Origin of the sequence: Algicola sagamiensis DSM 14643, assembly GCF_000374485.1 — a bacterium.
Lineage (GTDB): Bacteria > Pseudomonadota > Gammaproteobacteria > Enterobacterales > Alteromonadaceae > Algicola > Algicola sagamiensis.
This window is the reverse complement of the sequence record NZ_KB894495.1, coordinates 212218-235121: the sequence shown is the minus strand read 5'-3', so window position 1 is coordinate 235121 and position 22904 is coordinate 212218. Positions and strand designations below refer to the sequence as shown.

The window sequence follows — 22904 nt, the reverse complement described above, 5'->3', positions numbered from 1 at the left end:
GACTTACTCAGGTGCCTGCGGCCAAACAATCTCATCGGGGTGCTGCGTGTTATTTGGTAAATCGCGCAGCGCTTGCCGATAAATAGACCACGCTTGGCGAGTGTCATCTGTCAGCGGATAATCCGCTATTTGTGTGTAATCGGATTGACTGAGCAATTGATCCCGCTTTGTGCGAACTAGGCGCCATTTAGTTGTTGCGACCCGGTCCTTTGCACCACGGGTTAAGCAACTTAGATCAACATCCAAACGACCTTCAATGATTTGCTGAACCTCATCGGCGTCAATATCAATGACACAATTTGCCCCGCTCAATGTTGGGCTAATGGATGAAATCGCGACGCTTGGCTGTGCAATCAATGCAGGCTCAAGCATCCCTTCATAAACCATGTTTGAATCAATATAAATTTTCATGATGCATCCTTAGCAAGTACTGTGAGCATGGAGATCGGAAAAGGTAAAACACCCGGCACACCTGGGCAAACAAAAGGCAGCGCCATATACACCGTGTCACCAACTTGTAAATCACTCAGTGGCAGTTGTGCGCCCCAGTCTCCGGCGTGTTGTGGAATATCTCTTTTGGTGGATTGGTGCAGTTGCCAATCACTGTCATTCACACGCATCGCAAACCCGCCAGACACGATCCCATTGCCACCTGCACCAAAATTCAGTCCCGTTTCAAACGGGCCTAGACCACGCTTGGTAATGGTGAGCTTGCGTAAATACCAACCCTCACGCTCATAGCTGGAGAGCTTACAAAACTGAACCAAGTCAATCACAGCCGCATCAGCTTGGTTGAGTGGGATGAATTCTTCGGTGAAGTTCCAGTTGTCCGGACCATCACCCACACCATTTTCGGCAAAGGTAAATCCAACCCAATCACCGCCTTCACCTTTGGGATTCAATTTAAACTTGGCTTCTGTCACCAGGTTAAAGGTTGGAAATTCAGAACGGCCCGAGTTAATAAAGGCCGTGACTTTGGCACTACACTCATTCAGACGGGCAAAAATATCATCCCTAACCTGAGAAAAATACGCCATCAAGCTGGCTGCGGCATCGGTTGCCTGAGCCAACTTGTCCATCACTTCTTGTTGTGTCGCCATCATGGCCTCCTTATGCCAGTTGCTTTAATAGCGTTAAACAATTCTCGAAATAGCCACGGGCTTGGACCGCAGCATTCAGATCCAATGCATTGAGGTGAGGGTTATGATTAAACATCCAGCTTTGGGCGGGAATATCTATTCTGCTTAAAGCCTTGGCGCCTGCAAATCGAAGGACAAAGCTGCGAGTCACCACATTGTTGACGCCCATGCGCTTACGTTGCAGGGGCAAATAATCCAGGGCAATTAAGGTGCCATCCTGTGTGAGCAACCCGATCCAGTTAAAATCAAAGTCGCCTACGTCTTGGTCCAGGGTCACCGCCCAGGCTACGGTGTTGTCATCCAAAAAGCCTTTGATGTCGATGTATCGTCGATACACAATTTGCACATCCGGGGGGATGGGCATATCTGGGTCACGCGCATCCGCATCACTCAGGTGTGGCACATTGGCAAGCACCATTTGATGAATGGTCAGCCCTTCATCCTCCAAGGCTTTGCGAGCAATGTAGTGTTTCCCTGCGGTCGTTAAAATGCCCGTGATTTTTTCAGTGCTGAGATTCATGCGATAGGCTCCATTTCGGCAATGCTGGCATTGCATTCAAAACTTACAAATCCATAGTGTGGGGTGCAGGTGATTGGGTGTGTGATTTCAAGCAATAATGGTAGCGTTTCTGGTTCGCTGGTATCGTGGGTCGAACCAACAAAAGCACCACCATAGGCAAAATCAGGCGAGTGCTTCACATCGGTCTGCAAGCCAAATGGGATCATGCAGTGGTCCCAGCTCACATCTAATCCACCCAGTTGTAGATCCACATCAGAGAAGTTGTGCAGGCTGAATTCATAGCGCCGACATGCCCGGCCATAGAGCTGAATAAGAGACGGTAACACCTGGGCATATTGCGACATCACCGAATCACTAAAATCAATGGCGATAATATCCCAGTCTCGCCCGTCGATACGCTCACGCACTCGCAGCACATCAATACCAAGACGCCCAAAGATGTCCTTTACACTGGCAATCTCTCCGGCATCCATGGTATTGACCAACGCATGTTGCACCCGGCGGCGGTATAAATCGACGGACTCATCCGGCAAGCGGTCGGTTAAACGCTCCCAGGCGAGCAATCCTAATATTGGCTCTACAGATTGTTGCTCGTCTTTTTGCTGGATAGCCCAGACCACCCAGTTGCGGGTATCCTGCCAATATTGATGCGCGGCTTTCATCAACTTTTCGGCATAACCTTCACTCAACCATGTTGCGATCTTATCCATGCTTCACCACCAATTGGTCAATCGTCGGTAGCCATAACCCACAATCGATGTCAGTACAATCAAATGACACCGACCGGACTTGAGGAAATGCCTGGTGCAGCTGGGCGGTTAATAAGCTGATACTGTAGGTTTGCAAGGGTCTTGGTCGTGTGGGCTGATAGACATCATTTTGCCGAAAGGCAGCGCGGATAAGGGTGTCTAACTCATCACGAACATCAAGCTGATTGGGGTGTAACCAATAGGTCAGCGTGATATTCATCGGCTGTGTTGGCATCCCATACACAGCAAAATCATCGCCATGTCCATGATGACCATCCCGACGAATATGGTCATTGATGGATTGCAGCAGTGCATCCGAGACTTGCCCAACATCCAGGTAAATAAACGCATTGGCACTACCCGGACCACGGGGCGCACCATTTTGAATGACGATATTATCAATTGGAATACCAAACTCGGAGATCAATTGCTGATAAACCGCATTGGTATGCCAGCGGGCAGCTGTCCCAAACACATTCCGTATCCGCGCCCGGTAATCTTCCGTATCTTCTGCATCTGCCCCAGGGCGCACCAACCAGTCGTCTCCATTGGTGACGCTTAATCCTTCGACTGGAGAGGCAAGTTGTTCGTACATTTGTCCGGGCAGGTTAAACGCTTGTCCAGGTTCCATAGCCTCAGCCATCACAGCCACATCCGTCTGGCCTTCAATCAACACAATCGGTTGAAGGGTAACCATTGCATATACCTGGCTCGCTAGATCATAGGAATGGACGACTACCCCAGCATCGAGACTGAAAACACCCTCGGTATTTTCTCGGTGGAACGTCAGTATTCCCTTGGCTTTGACTGCGGCATAGACAAACACATTGCGACTGGGGCCATGTAGTTGTACCAGTGCTTCACGGCTGGCTGTCATGATAAAGAGATCCGGCATGACCTTTTTTGCCATCCACTCAAATAAACTCACCACTGGCTGTGTGATAATGGCTTTGATGGTCCGCCAAAACGGTGAAAACGGGCTGTTGTTTTCAATGGTGATCGCTTGTGATTTCAGCGCTTCATCCCACTGGGCTTTTGCTGCTTCTTCCGTGACGGGTAGCCCAGCTTTTGACATCATGGATTGAAAATCAGGCTGCATCTTGTCCTCCATAATCCCGCGTTTGCGCCAAGATTGATAAAGTCATATCAGCGTTGTAAAACACCTCAATGGTGCCTGGGATCACGCGATCATCTTTTTCCACTTCAAGTTCGATTTCAGTCAAGATGGGTGCGATCCCATTTTGATTACGCAGTTTGACCAAACGCACCAAAAGACCCGATTCTAAAATCCGGTGTTTAATATCTTGGGATATCGTCTGCGCCTTATTCACCTGGGCAGGACTGAGCGCATCGTTCAGTACAAAGTCGCCGTCATTGACCAGCAGATCTACATGCACTTGATTCATCCGGCCAGCTCCATAAGTTGGTCCAAGTCTTGTTCTGGATTGTTTGATTGCAGATTCACATTATCAATGTAAAGCCGCTTGGAGTTATCCGTGGTACTGCGCTGTTGGTTGTTCGTTGTGGCGTTTTGAGTGAGTTGCTGCAACGTCTTGGAGCGCTTCATTTGCATATCAAAGCGCCTCTCTTCCTGCATACTTTCCTTCACAGGCGAGACATCAATTTGTGCGTTATCACTCAGTAGTGTTGGATTGAGCTGTACACCTAAACTACGAAGTTGAGGTGTATGGTTATCGTGTAAGTTTAGTGTACGGTTATCGCCTGGGAGTACAGGGCTATTCGCTGCGAGTGCTTGGCGGGGTGCCACCTGCTGTACATGCGACTGGGTGGCGGTAAGTTGTGTGACCTCAGCCTGTTGTACTGTCGTTGTTTGTCCCTGCATCTCTTTGACTTGAGCATCCGTTTGGCTGGTCACCTTGGCTTCCACTTCGGCGCCATCAATCAGACCCAGTGCCTCTAAGGCCCATTTTGCTGCCTTCACAATCCCAAACAAGCTCCCAAAAACACCCCCCAAAGCGACCTGCAACACATCCCACCAGGTAACATCTTTGAACCAGGACACCACTTTATCCCAATAGACAATCAATCCGGCAATGCCTGCAATCAATAGCATCACAGCGGTAATGACAAACCCGATCGGATTCGCCAACAAGACTGCATTAAAGAGCAGGGCTGTACCTTTGGCAATCGCCATGACCACCTGTAAGCCTTTCATTACTGCACTAAAAAATCCAACCGCAGCCCCGGAGCTTAAAAGTGCAAACCGATAGAGGCCCATCACCAGGTTAAACGCGCTAAACAAAATCATCAGTGCAGTGGCGCCCACAAAACAAGCGGCAATCAAGCCCGTCAGCGTTGGGAATTCTTGCGCCAGCCAAACCACACCGCGCAGCAGACTTGCCAGCACGTCCACTACAGGTTCAATGATCGGGAGTACCGCTTGGCCGAGTGTGGTGCCTGCGGCATTAAAACTGCCGGATAACCGCTGCCAGGCATCCGTTTGTGCATCCGCCATTTCCTTGGCGGTTTCCATCCCCGTTTGTTCATTCAGAGTTTGAATATTGCCTCTGAGCTGGTCCACTTGGGGCATCAATAATTTTACAAGCGCCACGGCTTCTTCCGAGCCAAAAGCTTTTTTCAGCGCATCAGATTTGGCGACCGTATCCACCTGGCCGAACTTGCCTTGAATACGTTCCAGCACATCCACCATTGGCAGCAATTTCCCCTGATTATCGGTCAGCTGAATACCCAGCGTTTTTTGTGCATTACCAACCCCAGAGAGAAACGCTTTGTACTTCGTGCCTGCCTCAGAGCCGGACATGGTGGATTGAAGCTGGCCTAAAATCGCCATAGACTCCGACATCTCAATCCCATGACTTTGTGCATTGGCACCCAAGCTACTAAAGGCCGATGACATTTCGTTACCATTGGTTTTAAACATCCGCACCGCTGTGGCAGTTTGTCCGGCCAACTGTTCCACCCAGGCATTTTTGCCCATGGCCTCGGCGTTGTTTTGATAAATACCGTACATGGTGCCGAGGTAATTGGTTGCGGTGCTGGCATCCGATTTCGTCCCTTTTGCCATCACCGCAGAAGCTTGGGTAAATGCGCTGAGTTCTTCACCAGACAGTCCAGCAATAGAGGATTGGATATCATAGGATGAGCGAATAACATCAGCAGAGTTACCGCCATATTGGGTAGTAAAGTTGATGGCCGTTTGGTTGAGTTGTTGTAGGGCGCCATCAGCGACATCCAGCGATTTGACTTCACCCAATGCCTGATTGGCCGCAATGGCTGGACTCAAAGAACCAACCAACATCATGGCGCCGCCAGTCACGCCCATCATACCGCGCATCATCTGTTCCTGAGCGCCTGCGCTTTGTTCCTTGAGCTGATTGATCTTACCCATGATCTTATTCACTGGGCCAGTAACCTTGTCGATCACCCCGATGGAATACATGAGTTTTTCCAATTTGCCTAATGCGCTCATGATGTCTCGTCTTGATTGAATGCCATACAAATGCCGTTATTCACGGCGGTTTGAAATTGCTCTTGCTCGCGCTGCTCAAGATAAAGCGCCTGCGCCATGGACTCATCCGTTGCGGGTTGTCCTGGGAACCACTTGGCATGAAAGGCCGCCAACTGCCCCAAAGGACTGCGCTTTATTTTTTGGGCGAGCCTTTCAATGGCTTTACCCGCAATTCAACATCCGGCAAGTATTCTTCGATAACCGCAGCCGTGATCGTCATTGGTACACTTGGTATTTGAAGCAAGGATTTCAGACTCTCTTGTTGTTCCGGCTTCACGGCTCCCATCAAGAAGTTCGTACATGCTTGTTTTAAGTTTGCGTTTGGCCGAGTCAATGTAGACTGATACTTGTCATACGCGGCTTGATTTACCTGGAAACAAAAATCCTGGTTATTCACTTCTAAATTGATTTCTTGTTCAAAGGCCATGATCTATTCCTTCAATTGCGCTTGGGTGAGTAAGGTGTAGGAAAATACATTTCCCCATTGCGCTGCACTGGTCAGGCACAGCCCCATGAGGCGTTGAAAGTCTTTCGGGTTGGCGAGTACCTGGCATCCAGCACTCCACCTATCCACGGTGTTTACGGTTTTATCCGCATGGGCGCGGTGGCAGTTGATCCCGAAAAACCCGCGTTGAATGGCGACATCCGTGTCGATGGCATCATCCTGATTGCCGTCCCTGTAGACGCTGACGGGTTTGTTTTGTACCAGCGCCTGGTATTTCCCTTGGTGATAACCAAAGGTCCATAAGCTACGATGCTGCATCGGCACCATCACTGCCGTGCCATCGACATTGAGCGGATGTTGACGGTAGTAGGTGCCGGGATCAGTGGTGCATGGGAACACTTCGAGCTGCCACTGTTCACCCTGTTGATACAGCACACAAAAATAGTCATTGAATGTGTTGGCTCGCGTATTTGCAGTGCGAACCCCAACTAAATTGAGATTCATTTCACCCTCAAACACTTGGTAGTGTTGCCGCTGGAGTGCATCAATCAATTGCTCTGCATGTAACTTCATTACAGATCTCGCACTTCGTCATCGGTGAGATACGGAATGCCGTTGATCTTCACAAAATCTGTCGAAGTCACCACGCCTTTCACCGTCGTTGTGTCTTCTTCGCCACCTTCGGCTTTGAAGTTCAAGACTTCTTCCAATTGCGGCAAGACCCCAAACACTTCGACGTTTTTAGAGCCTGCGGCAACCTCGGCTAAAAAGGAGATATCAAACGGCTCAATACCTTTCCAGCTGCCAGCCTTCTTTGCCACACCTTCAATCAGTAAAAAGTTCTCATGGTCGACTTTGAGTGAAACTTCTGCATCCACCGGACCATCAACAAACCCCTTAGTAATGCCGCGTACTTTTTTTGCTTTGCGACCATCAGTAATTTTGACGGATGCTTCAATCACATGGACCATGGTGTTTCCAATAAAAACATCAAAGTCCTTACCGCCGAGTGTTTTGACTGACATGTGCTATTCCTCTCTATCGAGCATGATCCCCACGAGGATCTCTTGGGGTGAATCAACAGGCTGTACTTTCATGATCACGTTAAGTCGTGTAGGGGTCATAAATGTGAGGCTAATTGCATCATCTTTGGGTTCGCGAATTTCACCAGGGAATTTATCCGAGCCGATATTCATTGACTTCGCCATTTCACGAAGGGGCTGCCCCAGAACGCGCTTGCCATAGGCAATGCCTGTTGGGGAGTTATTTAGACGGCGATTTTTGATTTGATAGATGGCACGAATGCGGACCTGTCTTGCGGCTTTATCAACAATGCGTCCATGTTCGATTTTCTGGAAGTCACCGCCCTCAGCATCCAGCATATTTACATCACCAAAGTAGATACCATCCAGGTCGGTATAAAACTGTGTGCAGGAAAAGCGCAGACTATCCAAGGCAGCCGTCACGGCATTGGTCAGGGGCGCACCTGATTTATCACTGGGGAGCGACATCAATGATAAAGCGCCTGTTTGTACACGCATAGGACTGTCAGCAATGGTCACCGAGCGTTTGCATAATCGACCTGTCACGCCGCCCAGCTCATCACCAAATAGAAGCGGGATCACGGCAACTCTATCGCCAACCACACCATCAATCAGCGATTGGATGGCTTCCCGGTGTTCAGCCCAGGTTTGTCCCGTGGCTTCATCCGCGTCACATCCTGGCGCTGCAACCAAAATTCGAATACGACGCGCATACTTAGACATGATCTCAAGGGCCTTGGCCTGATACGCTTCCACCTCCGCTTTACCTGTCACAGGTGTGGTCACCACAATCATTTCTGGACTTACATCCAAGTCCATTGCCTGGTCAATCGCTGCTAAAATATTATCCCCGGTATTGAGCGGCATCGCCCAGCCAGAGACTAAATCATCGCCATTACGAACCCAAGCAGATAGCTGGCTTTTAAGCGGTGAATCTTGCTCAGATATCAAATCCTCAAAATCCGATTGGGCATTGATGGCAACCACCTGACCAATATTGTGAACCCCAACACCGATAAATAGCGCAGAGCGTTCCACTTCCTTAAGTGCGCCGCTTCCGGTATTGATGGCGGTGACTGAAACTTTACCTTGTGCCATGGTTGATCATCCTCATTTTAAACGCATCGCCTCATCCAACATGTAATTGGTGAGCTGTCGGTGTTCGTTCTCATCCTGTCCCAAGAAAGCACGCTCCGGGATTGGAATGGTCCATTCTTTCTTGGGTGGCTCGTCTCGGATCATTCTTAAAATCAACCCCGCTTGCCGGAAATTTAAGTTGTTCTGTATCCAGCGTATGGTTGGGGTTTTCCAACCTTTACCGCGCTTTTTTCGAATTCTGTAACCCGCCCGGCGCAGTGAAATTGCCTGTGACCTTGTCGCTTGTTCAAGTTCCCCATTTTTGGGGTTGTAACGCTCCAATTGCGCGGCACTCATTTGTTGGTCCACACCTTCTTGATGCAGCCTTGCGACTTGTCCAACCCGGCGATTACCAAACGTGACATCCGCTTGGTTGGGCGTGGTATGCACTTGAATATGCTTACCCAGCTTTTTGAGCATCCGCTGTTTCTTACCATTACTTCGCGCTTGCCAAGCTGAGCCCGTTAGATCTCTCTGGCTGCGTAAGCGTTTTCGACTATCGCGTCGAACTTTACGACCTGCACCGCGCAATATTCGCCTACGCTTTCGAGGGTCCAGCAATAACAGTTCTAGCTGTTTGGTATGATCACCAGCGCTTAACTTAGACGTGATCATCTATGGTACCGATTAATTCAAACTGCTCAGCGATCCAAAGGCTTTGCTCACCAAAGTCATACCGAGTCTCATCCAAGACAAACGGGCCATGGTCATCCATGACCAATTCGATATCCTCCGAAAATTGACTGATCGTGAGTTCCAGCTCAACACTGTTGTCATCGTGTAAGTCCGCACTGAATTCCACATCCGGACTATCATCGCGACTGGCGTGTACTTGCAGCCAGAAACTCACCATCACAGCAACTAACTCAGCAGGCGCAAAGCAAGGGGCAATACTAATGACACCTGAGTAATAAAAGCGTGCAGCAATCAATCCATTTCCTTGGCTCTTTTTACTACATGGCGTAATGCGGCCACCTTCAATCCAAGCATCAAATTCGCCCGGCTTAGCTAATAGACGGCCTTTATACTGGCTCTGCATCAGATACGACGTGAGATGTTGTAACTTGTTTTGACTCATAGCAGCGACACCGTGAATGTGGGGCTGATCCCCTGTAACTTTCGGATCGCCAGCATGGAATTTTCTCGCCAATAAGGTTCGTTATCGCTGGCTTGTAATTGTTGGGCTGCCCGCTGGTCGCGATGGGTTGTCCCAAAGCGGCTGAAAAGAAGTTGCGCTTTTGCCAATGAGTACACCGCATGTTTATAAAGCAGTGGATTTAGCCAGTCTGTCTTATCACCCTGTTGCAGTCTGTATGCACGAAGCAGCTGATTCACATCATGGGTTGCCAGTGTGAGGTGATACACCAACATCTCATCCTTCATACTGAATTCCGTTTCAACCGCGTATTGTTGGATCAACTCTGCCGTATCCAAATCTGGATAAAACCCGTCATTGGTCACAATATGTGAATCAGGGCTTGCCTTTGGCATTGCAGTAAAATCCATCACAATCACCTCATTTAGGGGTGGGCATCAACAACAGCATCAGGCTAATATGCAATCTCTTTTTCCCGTGTGTTGTCGTGCCCACTGGCGGTTGAGTCGGTTAAATATCCAGTTCGATACCGCGTTTACTCGCAATATCTCGGGCGATCTTCTTTACACCAGCCCCTTCATTCAGTTGTTGTGCTTTGACAAAACAATCCAATGCATTGCCATCATTCAATACTGCGGCATGGAGCTTGCCTGCCATCGCATACAATTTGCCACCAACAACCGAGGCAACGCTCCAGCTGTGACTTTCAAACAAACTGATAAAGGTGCAAAAGTGTGACAAGATCCCACTGTGTAAAATGGCTTCACGACCTTGTTCTAATTGGGCATTGCCCGCATCATAAAGTTGGTCAATGACGAAGGTTGGCCAATCTTGCGTCGAGAACTTCGTGGGTAGCTTTTGCTTTTGCGAAACCATCAAGGGCAACCATTCAAAAGCGTCAGACCAACGCTGCAAATCAACCAGCCAGATAAAAACCCAAACCAGAATTGTATTTGGGTGGTCATGGCCTTCATCTCGATAAATGTTGAGATAATTCAGGTAACCGTTTTTCTCCAAGGCAGTGGCCTTGTAAGCGTGTTTTTTCTCCACTTCTGCAATCTGCTTTAAACTGCCCAAATCAGACTCAAGTGCAGCCTTCAACAAGTCATACTGATTCGATGTAGATGGCACTTCCGTGTGCCGCGGTGAAGCTGTATTTTTGGATTTGTCCTGCGCTGCCGTACTTTTCGTCTGACGCGCCTTTGCAATTTGTTGTCTGACTAAGCTCATGTCCATTCCCATTCATCGTCGGAGCCAGCTTTCAGCGTGCGAATTTTTACAGCATCGGACTCAAAGAAAGCGATTTTTTCCAGATCATTGACATAGAAGCAGTCGTTTCGAGATTGGTAATCCTCGACGCGCTTCTTCTTCGGATTGTCGATGATATGCATCCGAGTCGAACCGCTTTGGATCAAATGGCTCAAGTTATCAAAGGCGGTGACCATGATCCCGCGAGGTGGAAAGAAAGGAACTTGAAAAGACATGAGGCCACCATAGGTTTTGATGACCTGAGCCAATTCAATCTTCTCTTTCTCGCTGGGTGTTTCAGCCTGGGAGGCATAGTAGTTACCTTGAGCATGAGCAATCAATTCACTACCAATAATGGCAATCAATCCATCACGCTTGTGCAAAGGGATCGCTTGCTGTAAATCGAACACTGCTTGGTCGAGGTTGGCGTAATCACCACCCAAACCAATACGGATCTGGCTATCAACCTGCCCACTACGAATGGCTAACTCTGGCGCATCTCGGCGAACCAGCTGTAACCATCCAATGTTCAAATCTTCAAGCATGGGATTCGTAGCGAGGTCAGTTTTAGGTGCTGCCTTGATGCCATTCCAACCCACTTTGATGATATCCAGTGCATTGCGTTTTTTTACATGGTTGCGCCAACGCACATGAAAATCAGGATACTTGGCCCAATTATCCATTTGCTGCCATGTCATATGTACATCACATTCAACGGCATAACAGCGATATTCTCGTTCACCTAAACCTGATGGATCATGCGTACTTCGCTCAGCGTCATTATCAGACTCGACGCCAGCACGGCCCGTAATACTGTTATCAATACTCAGTGTGACATCCTTGCCCACCAGTTCATCCACCATTTGAGTGTTGATCCGACGAAGAAATTCTGATGTTTCATACACGCCGTCATAAAGCCTTTGTTCAATGGTTGGCTCGACATTAAACTGCTGGCGCACTGTCTGAACGTTATAACGCTGTGCCAGCCCTTGGGTGGCTGCGCGATATTTCTGTGTTGTTGCCTGTCTCATGCATCTATCCCAGAAAAAATTAAAGTGAATGTGACGAAGACTTAATAAAAGTCACTGCCAAAATCGTCGTGAATGTTTTCTTCTCCGGGAGTATTCCCTGCGCCTTCCTGCTTGGACATTTGGTCAAACTTTTCTGTGAGTGAGTCGAGTTTTTCACTCAGTGTTTTGATTTCTGTTGAGGCATCAAAACTATCGCTGTCCGCTTCTTCTTTGGGTTTGGATGGCGCGTTGATTTGTTGCGTCATTTTCTCAATCGCTTGGGTCATTTTGTCCATGGGTTTAGACAATGCGCTTGATACTGCTTCGGCGAATTCATCGGGTTTCATGTCGTTGTCCTTTTTATGAAAAAGGTTTTGAAAGAAAGAGGGCTTTTTGTGCGGGGTGTTTTTGAGTGTTTCGACTGCCAATTCCATGGGAAAAGAGACATCCGTGTCGTCTGAGGCTTCCGTGTCTCCCCCATCACTCGTAAACTGGGCTCGGGTTGTTCGTGTTGAAGCAGGGTAATCCGTCATGGCTAACCCGGTGAGATAAGTTTGACCCGTCTTCAAAAAGTCCCGGTCAATTTCAACACTGTAATAAACCGCCTGGTCTGCCTGGTTCAGTTTTAATAAAGAAGCATTTGGGCAAAGTACTGCATTGAGAACCGTTTGACCGTCTTTGGATTTCCCTTTAGATAGTGCAATCACATCACCCAACATAGAGCCTTCTAATTCAATACCGAGATCACGCGCTGCCCATGCGCCCCAATCGCCATAGTGGCTGAGGTTGATCCGCGCACCATAAATTGCAGGGTCGTAGGTTTCCACCATGTCGTCGATGTCTTGTTCTGTGATCTCACGCCCATCGACCGTCATCCCTGCCGATGCAATGGTTTGCGGTGTAGTGCGTAAGTCACTGGGCATGGTGTCATCCTTCGTTGAATATTGGTGTTTCGATGATTGCAGTCTGCACCTGTTTTTTTGTTCTCGCCAACGGTTTCATTCCGATAACGGACTAACGCTAAGTGATAGGAATACCTAGGAATTTTTATTCAAGAAATTGCTGGTTTTGCACCTTAAACTCGCAGTATCTGAGAAACCAAAGGTCCATTATGCGCGCACAACCCTATGACGATGATATCCATACCCGTGCCAGACATCTCTATGTTTTTGATGGGTATACCTTTGATGAAATCGCAGAAAAAGAGGGAATGCCAAGCGCAAGAACAATCCGCCGCTGGGCATACAACGGACAATGGGATACCCAATGCCCACTGGTGGATGCTGAGTTAAAGATAGCCAGGCGTATTTGTTTACTTGCAGATAAAGAAGATAAAACAGAGAAGGACTATCGCGAGCTAGATTTTTTAGTCAAACAGCAATGTAAGCTCAATCAATCCAGAAACACCCCGCAAGCAAAACCAGCGGCTCAACCTCACACTGAGCAAGCACAAGACCATTCGCAGAAGAAAAAACGTAAGAAAGCACCAAAGAATGATGTCTCCGGCATTACCAAAGATATGCTGGATGAACTGCGCGAAAATCTACTTTATCCCCATCAGCAGCACTGGTTTGAAAACCAAGACCACCGCACCCGGTTTATCCTCAAACCCCGGCAAATCGGGGCGACTTTCTATTTCTCATTCGAAGCGTTTTACGATGCCGTGGTCAATGGCCGGAACAAAATATTTATCTCCGCCTCCCGTGACCAGGCAGAGATATTCAAGGCAAATATCATCGCACTGTGCCGAGAACATTTTGGTGTTGAGCTGAAAGGATCACCACTTCAACTGAACAACAACGGCCAGACGGTCACACTGTACTTTAAATCCACCAATGCCCGGACAGCACAAAGCGCCAGTGGTGACTTATACATTGATGAGGTGTTTTGGATCCCAAAATACAAAGAGCTGCGCGGATTGGCTCAGGCCATGGCGACCCATCAACAATATCGTGTTACCTATTTTTCAACACCCAGTGTCACCAGTCATGAAGCATACGACCATTGGTGTGGACGCTGGTTTAGAAAAACCATGGCCTGTAATGATCCTGATTTTCAGGTGGATGTCACCCATGACAACCTCAAAGAAGGTAAGCTGTGTGATGATGGCATTTGGCGGCAAATGCTCACGGTTCATGATGTGGTGGACTCTGGCTTTGACCGGATCAGCACCAAGCAATTGCAATCGGAATACTCAGAGGAAGAGTTTAACAACCTCTTTATGGGGCTGTTTATTGATGATGCCCATAGCGCATTTGATATCAATGCACTGATGGAATGTGTCGGGGATGCCAGCCAATGGCGCAATTACGACCCGTTCGCAGAGCGGCCATTCGGGATGCTCCCGGTTGTGATTGGATTTGACCCAGCCAGAACCATTGATAAAGCCACCGTCACCGTGTTGAGTTGCCCCCTGAACTCCGATGATAAGTTCCGTCTACTCAAAACCCTCGACCTCTCTGGCAACAACTTCAAAGCCATGGCTGAAACCATCCGGCAGTTAACCATGCAATTTAACGTGCAGCATATTGGTGTAGATGTCACGGGTATTGGGGCAGGTGTGTTTGAACTGATTCAAGAGTTTTTCCCCAATACGATGCCCATTCACTATAACCCTGAGCTGAAAAACCGCCTGGTGATCAAAGCCCAGCAGGTGATCAATTCCGGTCGTTTTGAATTTGATAGTGACTCTGTGAATGTCTGCGCCAGCTTTATGAATATCCGTAAAAAAGTCCTTGGCGATAAAATCACATACGCGACCAACCGTACCGCCAGTACAGGCCATGCAGACATCGCTTGGTCCATTATGCACGCCATGATTTACGAACCCCTGTCCGGGGATACCACCAGTAAACGAACCACGATAGGGATCGCCGCATGAGCAAACCAAGATTTTCAGTGACCGCAGGGAGTACGCCAAATTACCAAACCATGTCAGGGATGAATGCATTTTCGTTTGGCGACCCAGAACCCTGCCTGGATAACCGATTGACGGAGTACATCGGTGTGTATTCTGATGGCAATGGAATTTATGAACCACCCATTAGCCTGCGGGGCCTCATCAAGTTATTAAGGGTGAACGCCCAGCATGGGCCCATTCTGTTTTTTAAACGCAATATGATATTGAAGTGGTTAGAGCCAAACGAATTGATCAGCCGCAGAACATGCAGTAAGTTCGCGCTTGATTACCTCTATAGCGCCAACGCTTACCTACAAAAAATCACGAATCCATTTGGGAAGATCATCAAGCTAAGACACTTGCCAGCAATCTCGATGCGTTACACCAATGAATCCGGGGTGTATGCCCAAGTGAAAAGCAACGGTGATATTTTGCGATTCAAAAAAGGGGAAGTCATTCATATCAAGGAGTATGACCCCGGTCAGGGAATTTATGGTGTGCCGCAATATTATGGTGGAATACAGTCAGCACTTTTGAGCGAAGATGCAACGCTGTTTCGTCGCAAGTATTACAAGAATGGGGCGCATATGGGCTACGTCTTCGCCATCTCAGACACCAATATGTCCCCAGAAGATGAAACTGAGCTTAAGCAAGCCATCTTAGAAAGCAAAGGCGCAGGCAACTTTCGAAGTCTTTTTATCAATAACCGAGGCGCCCAGGGTAACATCGAAAAATCACTAAAAATCCTACCCATCGGTGATATCGCCACCAAAGATGAGTTCGAGCGTATCCGAAAAATCACGCTGAATGACATGCTCAGTATGCACCGGGCGCAAGAAGCATTGAGTGGGCAAAGCTCTGGGGATAGCCCAGGGTTTGGTGACTTAGAAAAAATCACGAAGTCCTATTACAACAATGAAGTGGTCCCGCTCCAACAAGAGATCATGGGGATCAATGATGAGTTGCCGAGACAGCAGCATATTTCATTTCGACAAGCCCCCTATTCCGACTTACTTGATCCGGAAGAAACAACACAAGAGAACAGTATTTAAATTTAATATCGAAATTTTGATTCAAAAAAGGTGAATGTGATCAGCAGTTTGATTACACTGGTAGAAGACACAGGAGCCAAAATGAGTAGAGCACGTATTCATTGTAATGAGTGTGACAGTAAAGCAACTGTTACCTCAACAAATAAAATATCTAAATTGGTCACCCATCTGTATTGTCAGTGTACAAATGTGTACTGCGGACATACGTTCCGATTGTCTCAGTCATTTGATCACACCATTTCACCCCCGGCAGGAAAACACGAGCAATTGGTTCTGGGACTTCTTCAAGATTTACCCAGTGACAAACGCAAAGAGATCATTAATCAACTCGTCACATAACAGACGATAGGGTGAAACTATATGAGCTGGTTTGATACGCTTGATTGGCTCAAGCAATGTGGACGCTTATTGGTGATTTGTCTGATAGCAGCCGCTGTCCAAATGTACGTTTCAGATAAAAAGTTTACCTTTTTTCACTATCTCATGGGGGTGCTGATGGCAATATTTGGTGCCTACCTAGCAGCTGCATTCTGTGATTGGCGGGGCTTTAGCGAAGAGCTTAAAACAGGTGTCATTGGTGTTGCGGCTTATGCTGCCCCTCACCTCCTAGAAGCACTGAATAAAATCGCTGAAAATCCAAAGCAAGTGATCACCTGGCTTATGAAGGAGAAATGACATGGAATTCTTAATGGACCTATTCACCTCAAGTGGTGTCGGGGCAATCATCGGCACCGTAGGCAGCTGGCTCACCAAGCGAGAAGAGCGTGAATCACTCAAGCTGAAATTCCAACATCAATATAACATGGCCCAGCTCAATGCCAGTCATGCTCTGGAACAAGAAGCCAGCCAACGCGATACCCTACAAACACAAGGTAAAGTGGCCGTCCAAAATATCGAGGCCGAAGCATTCAAGCAAAGTATGCAAGCCTCTCTTGTGAATACTGGAAGCCAACTCGTTGATGGTATCCGAGGACTAATGCGCCCTGCCATAACCATATTTTTATTGGTGATGAGTACATTACTGGCTTTGAAGATCCACGCACTGATTAATGGGTTGGAGACGCTGGGAAATGATGCAATGTTTGAACTGTATCGCCACATCATCATGCAGCTTTTGTTTATGACCTCAACAGCGGTAACTTGGTGGTTTGGGTCGAGGCCAGGAAGAGGTAAAGCAACTTAGAACGTTGCTTTATCTAGAGTGTTTCCTGCAAATATTAGTCAATTAACTATCATTTTGATGAGTTGAAAATTTAATATCAAAATACTGCATAAAATCCATGCCTGGTATCTTCTGTGGATAGTATTCATGATGTAATGAAGATAGTTTTGTTTCTTCAATCAGCTTTTGATATAGAAAATCAACATCACTACAGTTGAAATTAATGTTGATTGACTCAACACCAAAGTCTTTCAGGGAGTGAATAATAAAAATTACAAGCTCCTCAAAAAATTGTCTTTGCTGGATCATGTAATTTTGTACATTGTGAACCGCAAGCCTATCTGGACTAGATAAAACTTCTACGGATTTTGAGAATTCACTAAGAAAAATCTCTTTCCTATCATGAGAAGCTCGTAAGTAGCAGTGCATTGATGCTCTATGATCCATCAAATCACCTACAGAAAATGGATCACCAGATACCTTAAGATAAACAAAATAGGAAGTTATCTGTTCACCAAGGCTAGGGTATAATCTTGCATTGAAATATAGCAACCACTCGATGAACTCTGTTTTTGAGGACTCAAACTCATCATTGTTACCTGGATCAATACACCAATTGCCACGATAAATAAATCTATCAAGCAAGTACAGCACAGATGACTGGTAAGAATAAAGCTCTTTTAAAGATACGTTTAAAAATGAAAATGTTTTAACAGGTATCTCTTCCATCATAGGTTCTTTATAAACTTTAAAAGCTCGCTTTGCTTCTTGTATGCCTTCATATATTTTCGATGCAAGCTTTCGATGTTTGATTGTTGCTGTTAGCTGTCTATTAAATTTATACCAACTCTCCATTTTAAATATACGTGCAACTACTTCTTGAGATTCTTTAGATGAAATATTGTGCAAGCTAGAAATAGAAGATACCAACTCATCGATGGATTCATGAGGATTTTGGAGTGCAACTAGCTCATTAAATGTTATGTAAGACATTAGAATTACTCTTATCGCAACAACTTAAACTTTAAACCGAAACATATATGGGTTGACGGAATCATCTAACTGACTAACTGGGTTATCTGGATTTCCTATTATTTCGTGCTCAAACCCTCTCAACTTTGTTTCCAAAATTAATTTCCTATAAAGGTCTTCAAAGCAATATCCATTTATAATCAATTCAAGCTCGCTCACTGACGTATTCTTTAGCCTTTCAATTACATTTACGAACACTCGTTCAAAAAGTAAGTTATTTTGTATTAAGAAATTTTGTACTTGTGGTTTTACAAAGAGATCCCTTGCCCGAGCAATTTCACTAATGCACAAAGTCGAACCATTTAATTGAATGTAGCTATGGAGGAGAGATTGATGATCAAGTAAATCCATACTTCTGGATATAAAATTTGATTCCAATTGATAAGAAGTAAACTTTACAATTTGATCTGACAAACTTGGCTGTACGATGACCTCCATTGATGAGCGCCAATATTCAATCATTCTTATTTCACTTTCTATGTCTATTTCATCTGAAAGTAGAGACTCTTGAATTTCATATCCAGACTTAGCGTTCTTGGCAAGCTCTTCTATGACATTTATTTTGTGTCGCTTTACTTGTTTTACATCTGAATTCATCAGGGAAATAAGGCGAGGACTCATTAAGCTTTTGCAGTAGCCTACCTTCTTCATCATGAGCTTAACTAGACGTATGTCTTCAAGCAATGTTGATGCCCATATATGGTGTCTTACCGACGCATCAAAATGGTTTTTAAACTTAAACCAGGAAGGATATTTATAAAATGAAGCAATCATCTTTTTTGCATCATTATCACAGACTTTCATTGAAGTAGCGACTTGCTTTATGCTCGCACTCAACAACTCAGCAGGGTTTTCTCTTGAAATCAGATCTTCAAAATTTATATTCATAACTCTTTCACTTTTTTGATAGTTGAGCTGGCTTAAAGAACCAGCTCAACTGCTTCCACCTAGAGGACGAAGACTAATTTCAAGAGTCCCCCTTTGGGCACACTAAAATTGTCAAAAAAGTGTTCGTGTTTAATCTCACCCAGTCTACTATTCAATACAACCTCATGGTAAAACCGCTCTGCATCGAAGCAATCAAAAGCAACATGAACAAAGTTAATTCCATAACTTTTTACTTTCAAAGTTACTTCAAAAATGAATCCCTCGATAAATTCGATATTCTGTGTCAGAAAGTTTTCAATATTTGCAGCTAAAGTACTTGCGCTCATTTCCATGAAAGAAGTAGAAGAAAAGTCAACATAGCCCCTTACCTTGTAGATCTCATCAATATACATTGCATCAGCATCTTTGGTATAACGAACATAACAATGAGTTGATGTCTTATGATCCATTAAGTCCCCAACTTCAAACCTCGTACCAGGGAGCTGCTTATATTCAACAAAACTAAAAACCTGGTCAGCTAATCTAGAGTTCATCCTAATATTTAGAGACTTCAATTTGAGCACAAATCTCAATAGGTAATCATCATGAAGATTTTCCCACTCTGACTTATCAAAATAACAAATACTATTTAATAAATTGAGAAGTGTTAGTTTCTCTTGGCCCAAAGACTGCTTACTTGCTTTTAAAAGTCTTTTTAGGTTTGTAGGAAGTTGTTCTGGCGGAAAACCAACTTTATCTATATAGCCACGTATTACATTTAAACTGTCATACAAGTCATCTACAACAAGCCTACGATAGTAGCTTGCTTCTAATTGGCATTGGAGTTTGTACCAACTGGGCATCTTATAAAGAGATGCAACTCGTTTACGAGCATCTAGTTCTGGTAGGCTGAAATTTTCAGAAAACGTGCTAACAATCTCATCAAGAAATTTTTGTGGATCGTCAAGACATACTAATTCATTAAATGATAAAAAAGACATAGTTTACCCCTTAAGTTCTTAGTGCTGTCCTCTGCCACAACACTCACAAGGTGCAAACTAAAAAGTAAGCTAATTCAAATACTTCTCAGAGGTTTCGCCATAGTAGCATATAAAACCTCTGTGTCAACATTTTAGGTTCAATAATATTTAGTAGAACTTTGAACATTTGCGTAAATTTATCGTAAGTGATTAATTTTGAAATAACACTTCCTAAAATTTTTATTTATGTCCTAGAGGGCTATTAAAATGGCACAGAATAAAAATCAGCATTTTGTTCCTAGGTGCTACCTAAAACAATTTTCAAAAAACTCCGAAGGCATTGGTATTAACCTATACAATATTGAAAGAAAAAAAGTTATTTGCTCTGCTTCTCTCAAAAATCAGTGTTCAAAAAATTATTTCTATGGAAAAGGCCCAGAGCTAGTAGTATTAGAGAACATGATACAATCTATTGAACAATCCTTTGCTTCCACAATAAAAGAAATAACCCTTTCATTAAAACTAACCGTAAAGAATGAGTTCTATCTTAAACGCTTTTGGTTGTTGCAGTATCTCAGGACTGAAGCTGCATCAGAGCGCACTGTTAAAATACAAATAGACATGGTCAAATTGGCTCGAGAAGATCCAAATTCACATGATATAAGTATAAAAAGTGCAGCTCTATTAGCTATGGAAATGTATAAACGGTCTCCATCAATGGTAGATGATATGGAAGTATGTTTGCTGCTTAATAAAACAAAGTTACCATTTATTACGTCTGACGACCCCGCAATTCTCTCAAATAGGTGGCATTTGTATGATACTCGAACCAAGAACTTACCTTATGGTTTATACTCTGCCGGGAACCTACTATTACTTCCAATTACCCCAAATATTTTCTGTTTAGGCTATGACAAAAGTGTGTACTTAGTTTCTCATAAAAATAAACTTTTAAATATTAACGATGAACGAGATGTTGAAGCGATCAATCAACATCAGGTTTTAAATTGCAAAGCAAATTTATATATAAAAGAAGATAGTCATATAGATTTATTAATGGACTCGATTATCAAAACGACTAAACAAAGACCTACTGAAAGGCATGAATCAAAATATGCTCTAATGAAACAGACAAACAATGGTCTTACTCAATATGAGTATGCAGATCCGAATAAAATTTCAGGTAGCCATGAAGCAATGATACAGGGGAGTATTTTAAAAATAGAACCCACATCATGGCCATCACTCTTAAAGCTCAGAGAAAGCGGTAGTGTTTTTACTGATGGTTCGACTGCTGGGTACTTAAGACCAAAACATATTCCTAGTGAAAGAAAGAAGTTTTTCTCTAAAGAAAACATAAAGCTAAAAAAAGCTAAACGACAAATTAGGCGGAACGCTAGAAAGTTCCTCCAAAACTAGGCTATTTATCAGCAGTAACTACCAGAAAAAGTAGAAGATATAGTTATATAATAAAGCCGAGTTATCCATGCTTGGCGGCTGATAACTCGGCCTGGTGCTGGCTTGCTAGCACTGGGTTCCCATTGAATAGAAAGTGTTATTCAGAGCGAAATCCCCCATTTCTGACAAAGCGCGTCACCGATATCCAGTTCTCCATTCTTATATGCCAAAGCAACAGCCTTGAGACTTGAAATAAACTGGATGGCAATATCACGGTCCAAACTGCTTTCCGGATCAAACGCTTCTCTGAATAACTTTTCAATGGGCTCTTTTCCTCGTTCATCATGTTCACAGTCAGAGCAAAGCAGATTGAATTTGCTTAAATGCCAGGTCACTACCAATCGGTTACTTGCACCACAAATCTGACATGTATTTTCGCAAGACTGTTCCTGCTGGGCAGATTGTATGGGTTTAAGCTGCATCGTCCTCTCCTTGACTGATCCGCACAAAAGCTTTGTTGATTTCCAAGTTACTCGATGCACTTCTGGCAAATCGTTCTTCGTGTCCTGGTAAACGCTTGATGACCTCCTGAGACTTCGCTTGAGAACCTGGAACAAACTTGATCACTTCACTCAATGCTCTGCGGCAGATAAATGCGCCCGCGACCTCTTGACCAGAAGCATGTAGCAAACAACCCGAGGAAAATGCTAAGCATATTGCAGGGCGATTCGTTTTTGGGATGATATCGCCATGGAATAAGTGGAATAACCATGAACTCAGTTCGTCAACACGTTTTGTTTCATTCTGCATGGTCACTCTCCTTTTGAGTTTGTCTGACTTTGGCGTCCATTTTGGCTAGAAGGATCACAGTTTCCTTTGTCTGTAATGGGTGAGCGTTGTAGTTGTGATGGTACAAATATGCATTTTCACAGTGACTCACCAGAAAAAGATTCTCGATATCACAGTTCAATCGGTCACCATCTTTGAAACGAACTAGGTCTCTTGATGAAATGTCACCATGATGTTGTCGCCAAACAACACGGTGTTTTAAGTCCCAATGATTTGGCTCTGCCACTTTCACCTCTCTATAGCCATCAACACTGACTCGTTCTGAGCCAACTGGCTTTTTATTCTTGGGAATATTCCCCTTTTGAAAAGTCCCTGAATTAGCTTTCAATAGACCTTTCTTTCCCGCCACCCAAGGTTGATGTCCTGTCATAAACCGACCTGTACGACCAGAACGGATCTTGTGATTCTTTAACGTCGAGCGGATTTGAGCATCCGTTTTATCTAGACCAAACTGAGCGTTAAACTTAATCGTTAATTCATCTACGCAAAGTTTCCGGTATTCCTTTTGTAAAAAGTCGAGTTGCTCTTGTGTGTATCTCATGATGACTTAACCTCCAGCATCACAGGTGCGCTTTCTATCATTCCTTCGTGATAACGTTGTTGAGCATCTAGTGCTAACTTGGCATTCGATACGATATTTTGAGCAACACCCGATATTGCTTTTGAACGAGCAATTTCCATTTGTAGTTCTTCATCGCTTAAATCCTCATCATTTAAGCGTTCCAGCTGAGCAAATAAGTGGTTATTCAAGTCAGTGAGTTTATTTTTCATTGGTATGTCCTCTTTGG

The 22904-nt window shown here is 45.1% G+C and carries 31 protein-coding genes; 6 read left to right on the top strand and 25 right to left on the bottom strand.

Going from position 1 to position 22904, the window contains the following annotated elements; translation table 11 throughout:
* Positions 1-3: 3 nt before the first annotated feature.
* The 18 genes from C505_RS24055 to C505_RS22015 all read right to left on the bottom strand — a co-directional run bounded on the left by C505_RS24055 (position 4) and on the right by C505_RS22015 (position 12800).
* On the bottom strand, positions 4-411 hold the full coding sequence (locus C505_RS24055) for a tail fiber assembly protein (RefSeq protein WP_018692528.1): 408 nt from the start codon (positions 409-411) through the stop codon (positions 4-6).
* Positions 408-1100: a hypothetical protein gene (locus tag C505_RS0110255; RefSeq protein ID WP_018692527.1), complete on the bottom strand. Its 693-nt coding sequence runs from the start codon at positions 1098-1100 to the stop codon at positions 408-410. The genes C505_RS24055 and C505_RS0110255 overlap by 4 nt, the downstream gene beginning before the upstream one ends.
* Before the next feature lie 10 nt (positions 1101-1110).
* A complete protein-coding gene (locus C505_RS0110250; RefSeq protein ID WP_245556351.1) occupies positions 1111-1695 on the bottom strand; it encodes a phage tail-collar fiber domain-containing protein in 585 nt (194 codons plus the stop codon).
* Positions 1656-2369: a hypothetical protein gene (locus C505_RS0110245; protein WP_018692525.1), complete on the bottom strand. Its 714-nt coding sequence runs from the start codon at positions 2367-2369 to the stop codon at positions 1656-1658. The genes C505_RS0110250 and C505_RS0110245 overlap by 40 nt, the downstream gene beginning before the upstream one ends.
* Positions 2362-3507 carry a baseplate J/gp47 family protein gene (locus tag C505_RS0110240; protein WP_018692524.1) on the bottom strand — a complete coding sequence of 382 codons (1146 nt, stop codon included), beginning with the start codon at positions 3505-3507 and terminating at the stop codon, positions 2362-2364. The genes C505_RS0110245 and C505_RS0110240 overlap by 8 nt, the downstream gene beginning before the upstream one ends.
* Entirely contained in the window at positions 3497-3814 is a 318-nt protein-coding gene (locus C505_RS0110235; protein WP_018692523.1) for a DUF2590 family protein, read from the bottom strand. The genes C505_RS0110240 and C505_RS0110235 overlap by 11 nt, the downstream gene beginning before the upstream one ends.
* Complete coding sequence (locus tag C505_RS0110230; protein ID WP_018692522.1) at positions 3811-5859, bottom strand: phage tail tape measure protein; 2049 nt, start codon at positions 5857-5859, stop codon at positions 3811-3813. Before C505_RS0110230 ends, C505_RS0110235 begins: the two co-directional genes overlap by 4 nt.
* Positions 5856-6020, bottom strand: a complete 165-nt coding sequence (locus tag C505_RS24305; RefSeq protein WP_018692521.1) for a DUF6890 family protein — start codon at positions 6018-6020, stop codon at positions 5856-5858. Before C505_RS24305 ends, C505_RS0110230 begins: the two co-directional genes overlap by 4 nt.
* Before the next feature lie 11 nt (positions 6021-6031).
* A complete protein-coding gene (locus C505_RS0110220) occupies positions 6032-6325 on the bottom strand; it encodes a putative phage tail assembly chaperone (RefSeq protein WP_018692520.1) in 294 nt (97 codons plus the stop codon).
* A 3-nt stretch (positions 6326-6328) separates the two neighbouring features.
* Positions 6329-6916: a hypothetical protein gene (locus tag C505_RS0110215; RefSeq protein ID WP_018692519.1), complete on the bottom strand. Its 588-nt coding sequence runs from the start codon at positions 6914-6916 to the stop codon at positions 6329-6331.
* Positions 6916-7368, bottom strand: a complete 453-nt coding sequence (locus tag C505_RS0110210) for a phage protein (protein WP_018692518.1) — start codon at positions 7366-7368, stop codon at positions 6916-6918. Before C505_RS0110210 ends, C505_RS0110215 begins: the two co-directional genes overlap by 1 nt.
* A 3-nt stretch (positions 7369-7371) precedes the next feature.
* Entirely contained in the window at positions 7372-8484 is a 1113-nt protein-coding gene (locus C505_RS0110205) for a DUF2586 domain-containing protein (RefSeq protein ID WP_018692517.1), read from the bottom strand.
* A 12-nt stretch (positions 8485-8496) separates the two neighbouring features.
* Complete coding sequence (locus C505_RS0110200) at positions 8497-9138, bottom strand: phage virion morphogenesis protein (RefSeq protein WP_018692516.1); 642 nt, start codon at positions 9136-9138, stop codon at positions 8497-8499.
* Positions 9125-9601 carry a phage tail protein gene (locus C505_RS0110195; RefSeq protein ID WP_018692515.1) on the bottom strand — a complete coding sequence of 159 codons (477 nt, stop codon included), beginning with the start codon at positions 9599-9601 and terminating at the stop codon, positions 9125-9127. The genes C505_RS0110200 and C505_RS0110195 overlap by 14 nt, the downstream gene beginning before the upstream one ends.
* Positions 9598-10029 (bottom strand): head completion/stabilization protein, encoded by a 432-nt coding sequence (locus tag C505_RS0110190; protein ID WP_018692514.1) that lies wholly within the window; start codon positions 10027-10029, stop codon positions 9598-9600. Before C505_RS0110190 ends, C505_RS0110195 begins: the two co-directional genes overlap by 4 nt.
* 100 nt (positions 10030-10129) lie before the next feature.
* A complete protein-coding gene (gene gpM / locus C505_RS0110185) occupies positions 10130-10849 on the bottom strand; it encodes a phage terminase small subunit (protein WP_018692513.1) in 720 nt (239 codons plus the stop codon).
* Positions 10846-11898 (bottom strand): phage major capsid protein, P2 family, encoded by a 1053-nt coding sequence (locus C505_RS0110180; protein ID WP_018692512.1) that lies wholly within the window; start codon positions 11896-11898, stop codon positions 10846-10848. Before C505_RS0110180 ends, gpM begins: the two co-directional genes overlap by 4 nt.
* A 41-nt stretch (positions 11899-11939) precedes the next feature.
* The gene (locus C505_RS22015) at positions 11940-12800 is read right to left on the bottom strand and encodes a GPO family capsid scaffolding protein (RefSeq protein ID WP_018692511.1); all 861 of its coding nucleotides are present in this window, start codon (positions 12798-12800) and stop codon (positions 11940-11942) included.
* Between the two features lie 188 nt (positions 12801-12988).
* On the opposite strand from C505_RS22015, the gene C505_RS0110170 reads away from it, so the two are divergent.
* The 5 genes from C505_RS0110170 to C505_RS24660 all read left to right on the top strand — a co-directional run bounded on the left by C505_RS0110170 (position 12989) and on the right by C505_RS24660 (position 17011).
* Positions 12989-14758: a terminase large subunit domain-containing protein gene (locus C505_RS0110170; RefSeq protein ID WP_018692510.1), complete on the top strand. Its 1770-nt coding sequence runs from the start codon at positions 12989-12991 to the stop codon at positions 14756-14758.
* Complete coding sequence (locus tag C505_RS22010; RefSeq protein ID WP_018692509.1) at positions 14755-15828, top strand: phage portal protein; 1074 nt, start codon at positions 14755-14757, stop codon at positions 15826-15828. The genes C505_RS0110170 and C505_RS22010 overlap by 4 nt, the downstream gene beginning before the upstream one ends.
* 81 nt (positions 15829-15909) lie before the next feature.
* Positions 15910-16167 carry an ogr/Delta-like zinc finger family protein gene (locus tag C505_RS24050; protein ID WP_157368956.1) on the top strand — a complete coding sequence of 86 codons (258 nt, stop codon included), beginning with the start codon at positions 15910-15912 and terminating at the stop codon, positions 16165-16167.
* 21 nt (positions 16168-16188) lie between these two features.
* Entirely contained in the window at positions 16189-16503 is a 315-nt protein-coding gene (locus C505_RS0110155; protein WP_018692507.1) for a phage holin family protein, read from the top strand.
* Between the two features lies 1 nt (position 16504).
* Entirely contained in the window at positions 16505-17011 is a 507-nt protein-coding gene (locus C505_RS24660) for a hypothetical protein (protein ID WP_018692506.1), read from the top strand.
* 42 nt (positions 17012-17053) lie between these two features.
* On the opposite strand, the gene C505_RS0110145 is transcribed toward C505_RS24660, so the two are convergent.
* Genes C505_RS0110145 through C505_RS0110135 form a run of 3 tightly spaced genes read right to left on the bottom strand, consistent with a single transcriptional unit; the run spans position 17054 to position 19890 of the window.
* On the bottom strand, positions 17054-17983 hold the full coding sequence (locus C505_RS0110145) for a hypothetical protein (protein ID WP_018692505.1): 930 nt from the start codon (positions 17981-17983) through the stop codon (positions 17054-17056).
* Positions 17984-18007: 24 nt separating this feature from the next.
* Positions 18008-18910, bottom strand: coding sequence for a hypothetical protein (locus tag C505_RS0110140; RefSeq protein WP_018692504.1), 903 nt, complete (start codon positions 18908-18910; stop codon positions 18008-18010).
* 59 nt (positions 18911-18969) lie between these two features.
* The gene (locus C505_RS0110135) at positions 18970-19890 is read right to left on the bottom strand and encodes a hypothetical protein (protein ID WP_018692503.1); all 921 of its coding nucleotides are present in this window, start codon (positions 19888-19890) and stop codon (positions 18970-18972) included.
* A 246-nt stretch (positions 19891-20136) separates the two neighbouring features.
* Here C505_RS0110135 and C505_RS0110130 point away from each other — a divergent pair, with 246 nt between their 5' ends.
* Positions 20137-21288, top strand: a complete 1152-nt coding sequence (locus C505_RS0110130) for a DUF4238 domain-containing protein (RefSeq protein ID WP_018692502.1) — start codon at positions 20137-20139, stop codon at positions 21286-21288.
* Between the two features lie 140 nt (positions 21289-21428).
* Here the strand turns inward: C505_RS0110130 and C505_RS0110125 are convergent, their stop codons facing one another.
* From C505_RS0110125 to C505_RS0110110, 4 genes are read right to left on the bottom strand one after another with little or no spacing between them, the layout of a single operon-like run.
* Complete coding sequence (locus tag C505_RS0110125) at positions 21429-21749, bottom strand: hypothetical protein (protein WP_018692501.1); 321 nt, start codon at positions 21747-21749, stop codon at positions 21429-21431.
* Positions 21739-22077 carry a hypothetical protein gene (locus C505_RS0110120; protein WP_018692500.1) on the bottom strand — a complete coding sequence of 113 codons (339 nt, stop codon included), beginning with the start codon at positions 22075-22077 and terminating at the stop codon, positions 21739-21741. The genes C505_RS0110125 and C505_RS0110120 overlap by 11 nt, the downstream gene beginning before the upstream one ends.
* Entirely contained in the window at positions 22067-22657 is a 591-nt protein-coding gene (locus tag C505_RS22005; protein WP_018692499.1) for an HNH endonuclease signature motif containing protein, read from the bottom strand. Before C505_RS22005 ends, C505_RS0110120 begins: the two co-directional genes overlap by 11 nt.
* Positions 22654-22887 (bottom strand): hypothetical protein, encoded by a 234-nt coding sequence (locus tag C505_RS0110110; RefSeq protein WP_018692498.1) that lies wholly within the window; start codon positions 22885-22887, stop codon positions 22654-22656. The genes C505_RS22005 and C505_RS0110110 overlap by 4 nt, the downstream gene beginning before the upstream one ends.
* Positions 22888-22904: the final 17 nt, after the last annotated feature.

Excerpts from the sequence above, each read along its gene's own strand:
- C505_RS0110210 (WP_018692518.1), bottom strand. The coding sequence starts at position 7,368 with ATGTCAGTCAAAACACTCGGCGGTAAGGACTTTGATGTTTTTATTGGA.
- C505_RS22010 (WP_018692509.1), top strand. The coding sequence starts at position 14,755 with ATGAGCAAACCAAGATTTTCAGTGACCGCAGGGAGTACGCCAAATTAC.
- C505_RS0110200 (WP_018692516.1), bottom strand. The coding sequence starts at position 9,138 with ATGATCACGTCTAAGTTAAGCGCTGGTGATCATACCAAACAGCTAGAA.
- C505_RS24660 (WP_018692506.1), top strand. The coding sequence starts at position 16,505 with ATGGAATTCTTAATGGACCTATTCACCTCAAGTGGTGTCGGGGCAATC.
- C505_RS0110195 (WP_018692515.1), bottom strand. The coding sequence starts at position 9,601 with ATGAGTCAAAACAAGTTACAACATCTCACGTCGTATCTGATGCAGAGC.
- C505_RS0110140 (WP_018692504.1), bottom strand. The coding sequence starts at position 18,910 with ATGAATATAAATTTTGAAGATCTGATTTCAAGAGAAAACCCTGCTGAG.
- C505_RS22005 (WP_018692499.1), bottom strand. The coding sequence starts at position 22,657 with ATGAGATACACACAAGAGCAACTCGACTTTTTACAAAAGGAATACCGG.
- C505_RS0110205 (WP_018692517.1), bottom strand. The coding sequence starts at position 8,484 with ATGGCACAAGGTAAAGTTTCAGTCACCGCCATCAATACCGGAAGCGGC.
- C505_RS0110235 (WP_018692523.1), bottom strand. The coding sequence starts at position 3,814 with ATGAATCAAGTGCATGTAGATCTGCTGGTCAATGACGGCGACTTTGTA.
- C505_RS0110130 (WP_018692502.1), top strand. The coding sequence starts at position 20,137 with ATGGCACAGAATAAAAATCAGCATTTTGTTCCTAGGTGCTACCTAAAA.
- C505_RS0110255 (WP_018692527.1), bottom strand. The coding sequence starts at position 1,100 with ATGGCGACACAACAAGAAGTGATGGACAAGTTGGCTCAGGCAACCGAT.
- C505_RS0110145 (WP_018692505.1), bottom strand. The coding sequence starts at position 17,983 with ATGTCTTACATAACATTTAATGAGCTAGTTGCACTCCAAAATCCTCAT.
- C505_RS0110215 (WP_018692519.1), bottom strand. The coding sequence starts at position 6,916 with ATGAAGTTACATGCAGAGCAATTGATTGATGCACTCCAGCGGCAACAC.
- C505_RS0110230 (WP_018692522.1), bottom strand. The coding sequence starts at position 5,859 with ATGAGCGCATTAGGCAAATTGGAAAAACTCATGTATTCCATCGGGGTG.
- C505_RS0110190 (WP_018692514.1), bottom strand. The coding sequence starts at position 10,029 with ATGGATTTTACTGCAATGCCAAAGGCAAGCCCTGATTCACATATTGTG.
- C505_RS0110135 (WP_018692503.1), bottom strand. The coding sequence starts at position 19,890 with ATGTCTTTTTTATCATTTAATGAATTAGTATGTCTTGACGATCCACAA.
- C505_RS0110240 (WP_018692524.1), bottom strand. The coding sequence starts at position 3,507 with ATGCAGCCTGATTTTCAATCCATGATGTCAAAAGCTGGGCTACCCGTC.
- C505_RS0110110 (WP_018692498.1), bottom strand. The coding sequence starts at position 22,887 with ATGAAAAATAAACTCACTGACTTGAATAACCACTTATTTGCTCAGCTG.
- C505_RS22015 (WP_018692511.1), bottom strand. The coding sequence starts at position 12,800 with ATGCCCAGTGACTTACGCACTACACCGCAAACCATTGCATCGGCAGGG.
- C505_RS0110220 (WP_018692520.1), bottom strand. The coding sequence starts at position 6,325 with ATGGCCTTTGAACAAGAAATCAATTTAGAAGTGAATAACCAGGATTTT.
- gpM (WP_018692513.1), bottom strand. The coding sequence starts at position 10,849 with ATGAGCTTAGTCAGACAACAAATTGCAAAGGCGCGTCAGACGAAAAGT.
- C505_RS0110125 (WP_018692501.1), bottom strand. The coding sequence starts at position 21,749 with ATGCAGCTTAAACCCATACAATCTGCCCAGCAGGAACAGTCTTGCGAA.
- C505_RS0110170 (WP_018692510.1), top strand. The coding sequence starts at position 12,989 with ATGCGCGCACAACCCTATGACGATGATATCCATACCCGTGCCAGACAT.
- C505_RS0110250 (WP_245556351.1), bottom strand. The coding sequence starts at position 1,695 with ATGCAATGCCAGCATTGCCGAAATGGAGCCTATCGCATGAATCTCAGC.
- C505_RS24050 (WP_157368956.1), top strand. The coding sequence starts at position 15,910 with ATGAGTAGAGCACGTATTCATTGTAATGAGTGTGACAGTAAAGCAACT.
- C505_RS0110155 (WP_018692507.1), top strand. The coding sequence starts at position 16,189 with ATGAGCTGGTTTGATACGCTTGATTGGCTCAAGCAATGTGGACGCTTA.
- C505_RS0110180 (WP_018692512.1), bottom strand. The coding sequence starts at position 11,898 with ATGAGACAGGCAACAACACAGAAATATCGCGCAGCCACCCAAGGGCTG.
- C505_RS0110245 (WP_018692525.1), bottom strand. The coding sequence starts at position 2,369 with ATGGATAAGATCGCAACATGGTTGAGTGAAGGTTATGCCGAAAAGTTG.
- C505_RS0110120 (WP_018692500.1), bottom strand. The coding sequence starts at position 22,077 with ATGCAGAATGAAACAAAACGTGTTGACGAACTGAGTTCATGGTTATTC.
- C505_RS24055 (WP_018692528.1), bottom strand. The coding sequence starts at position 411 with ATGAAAATTTATATTGATTCAAACATGGTTTATGAAGGGATGCTTGAG.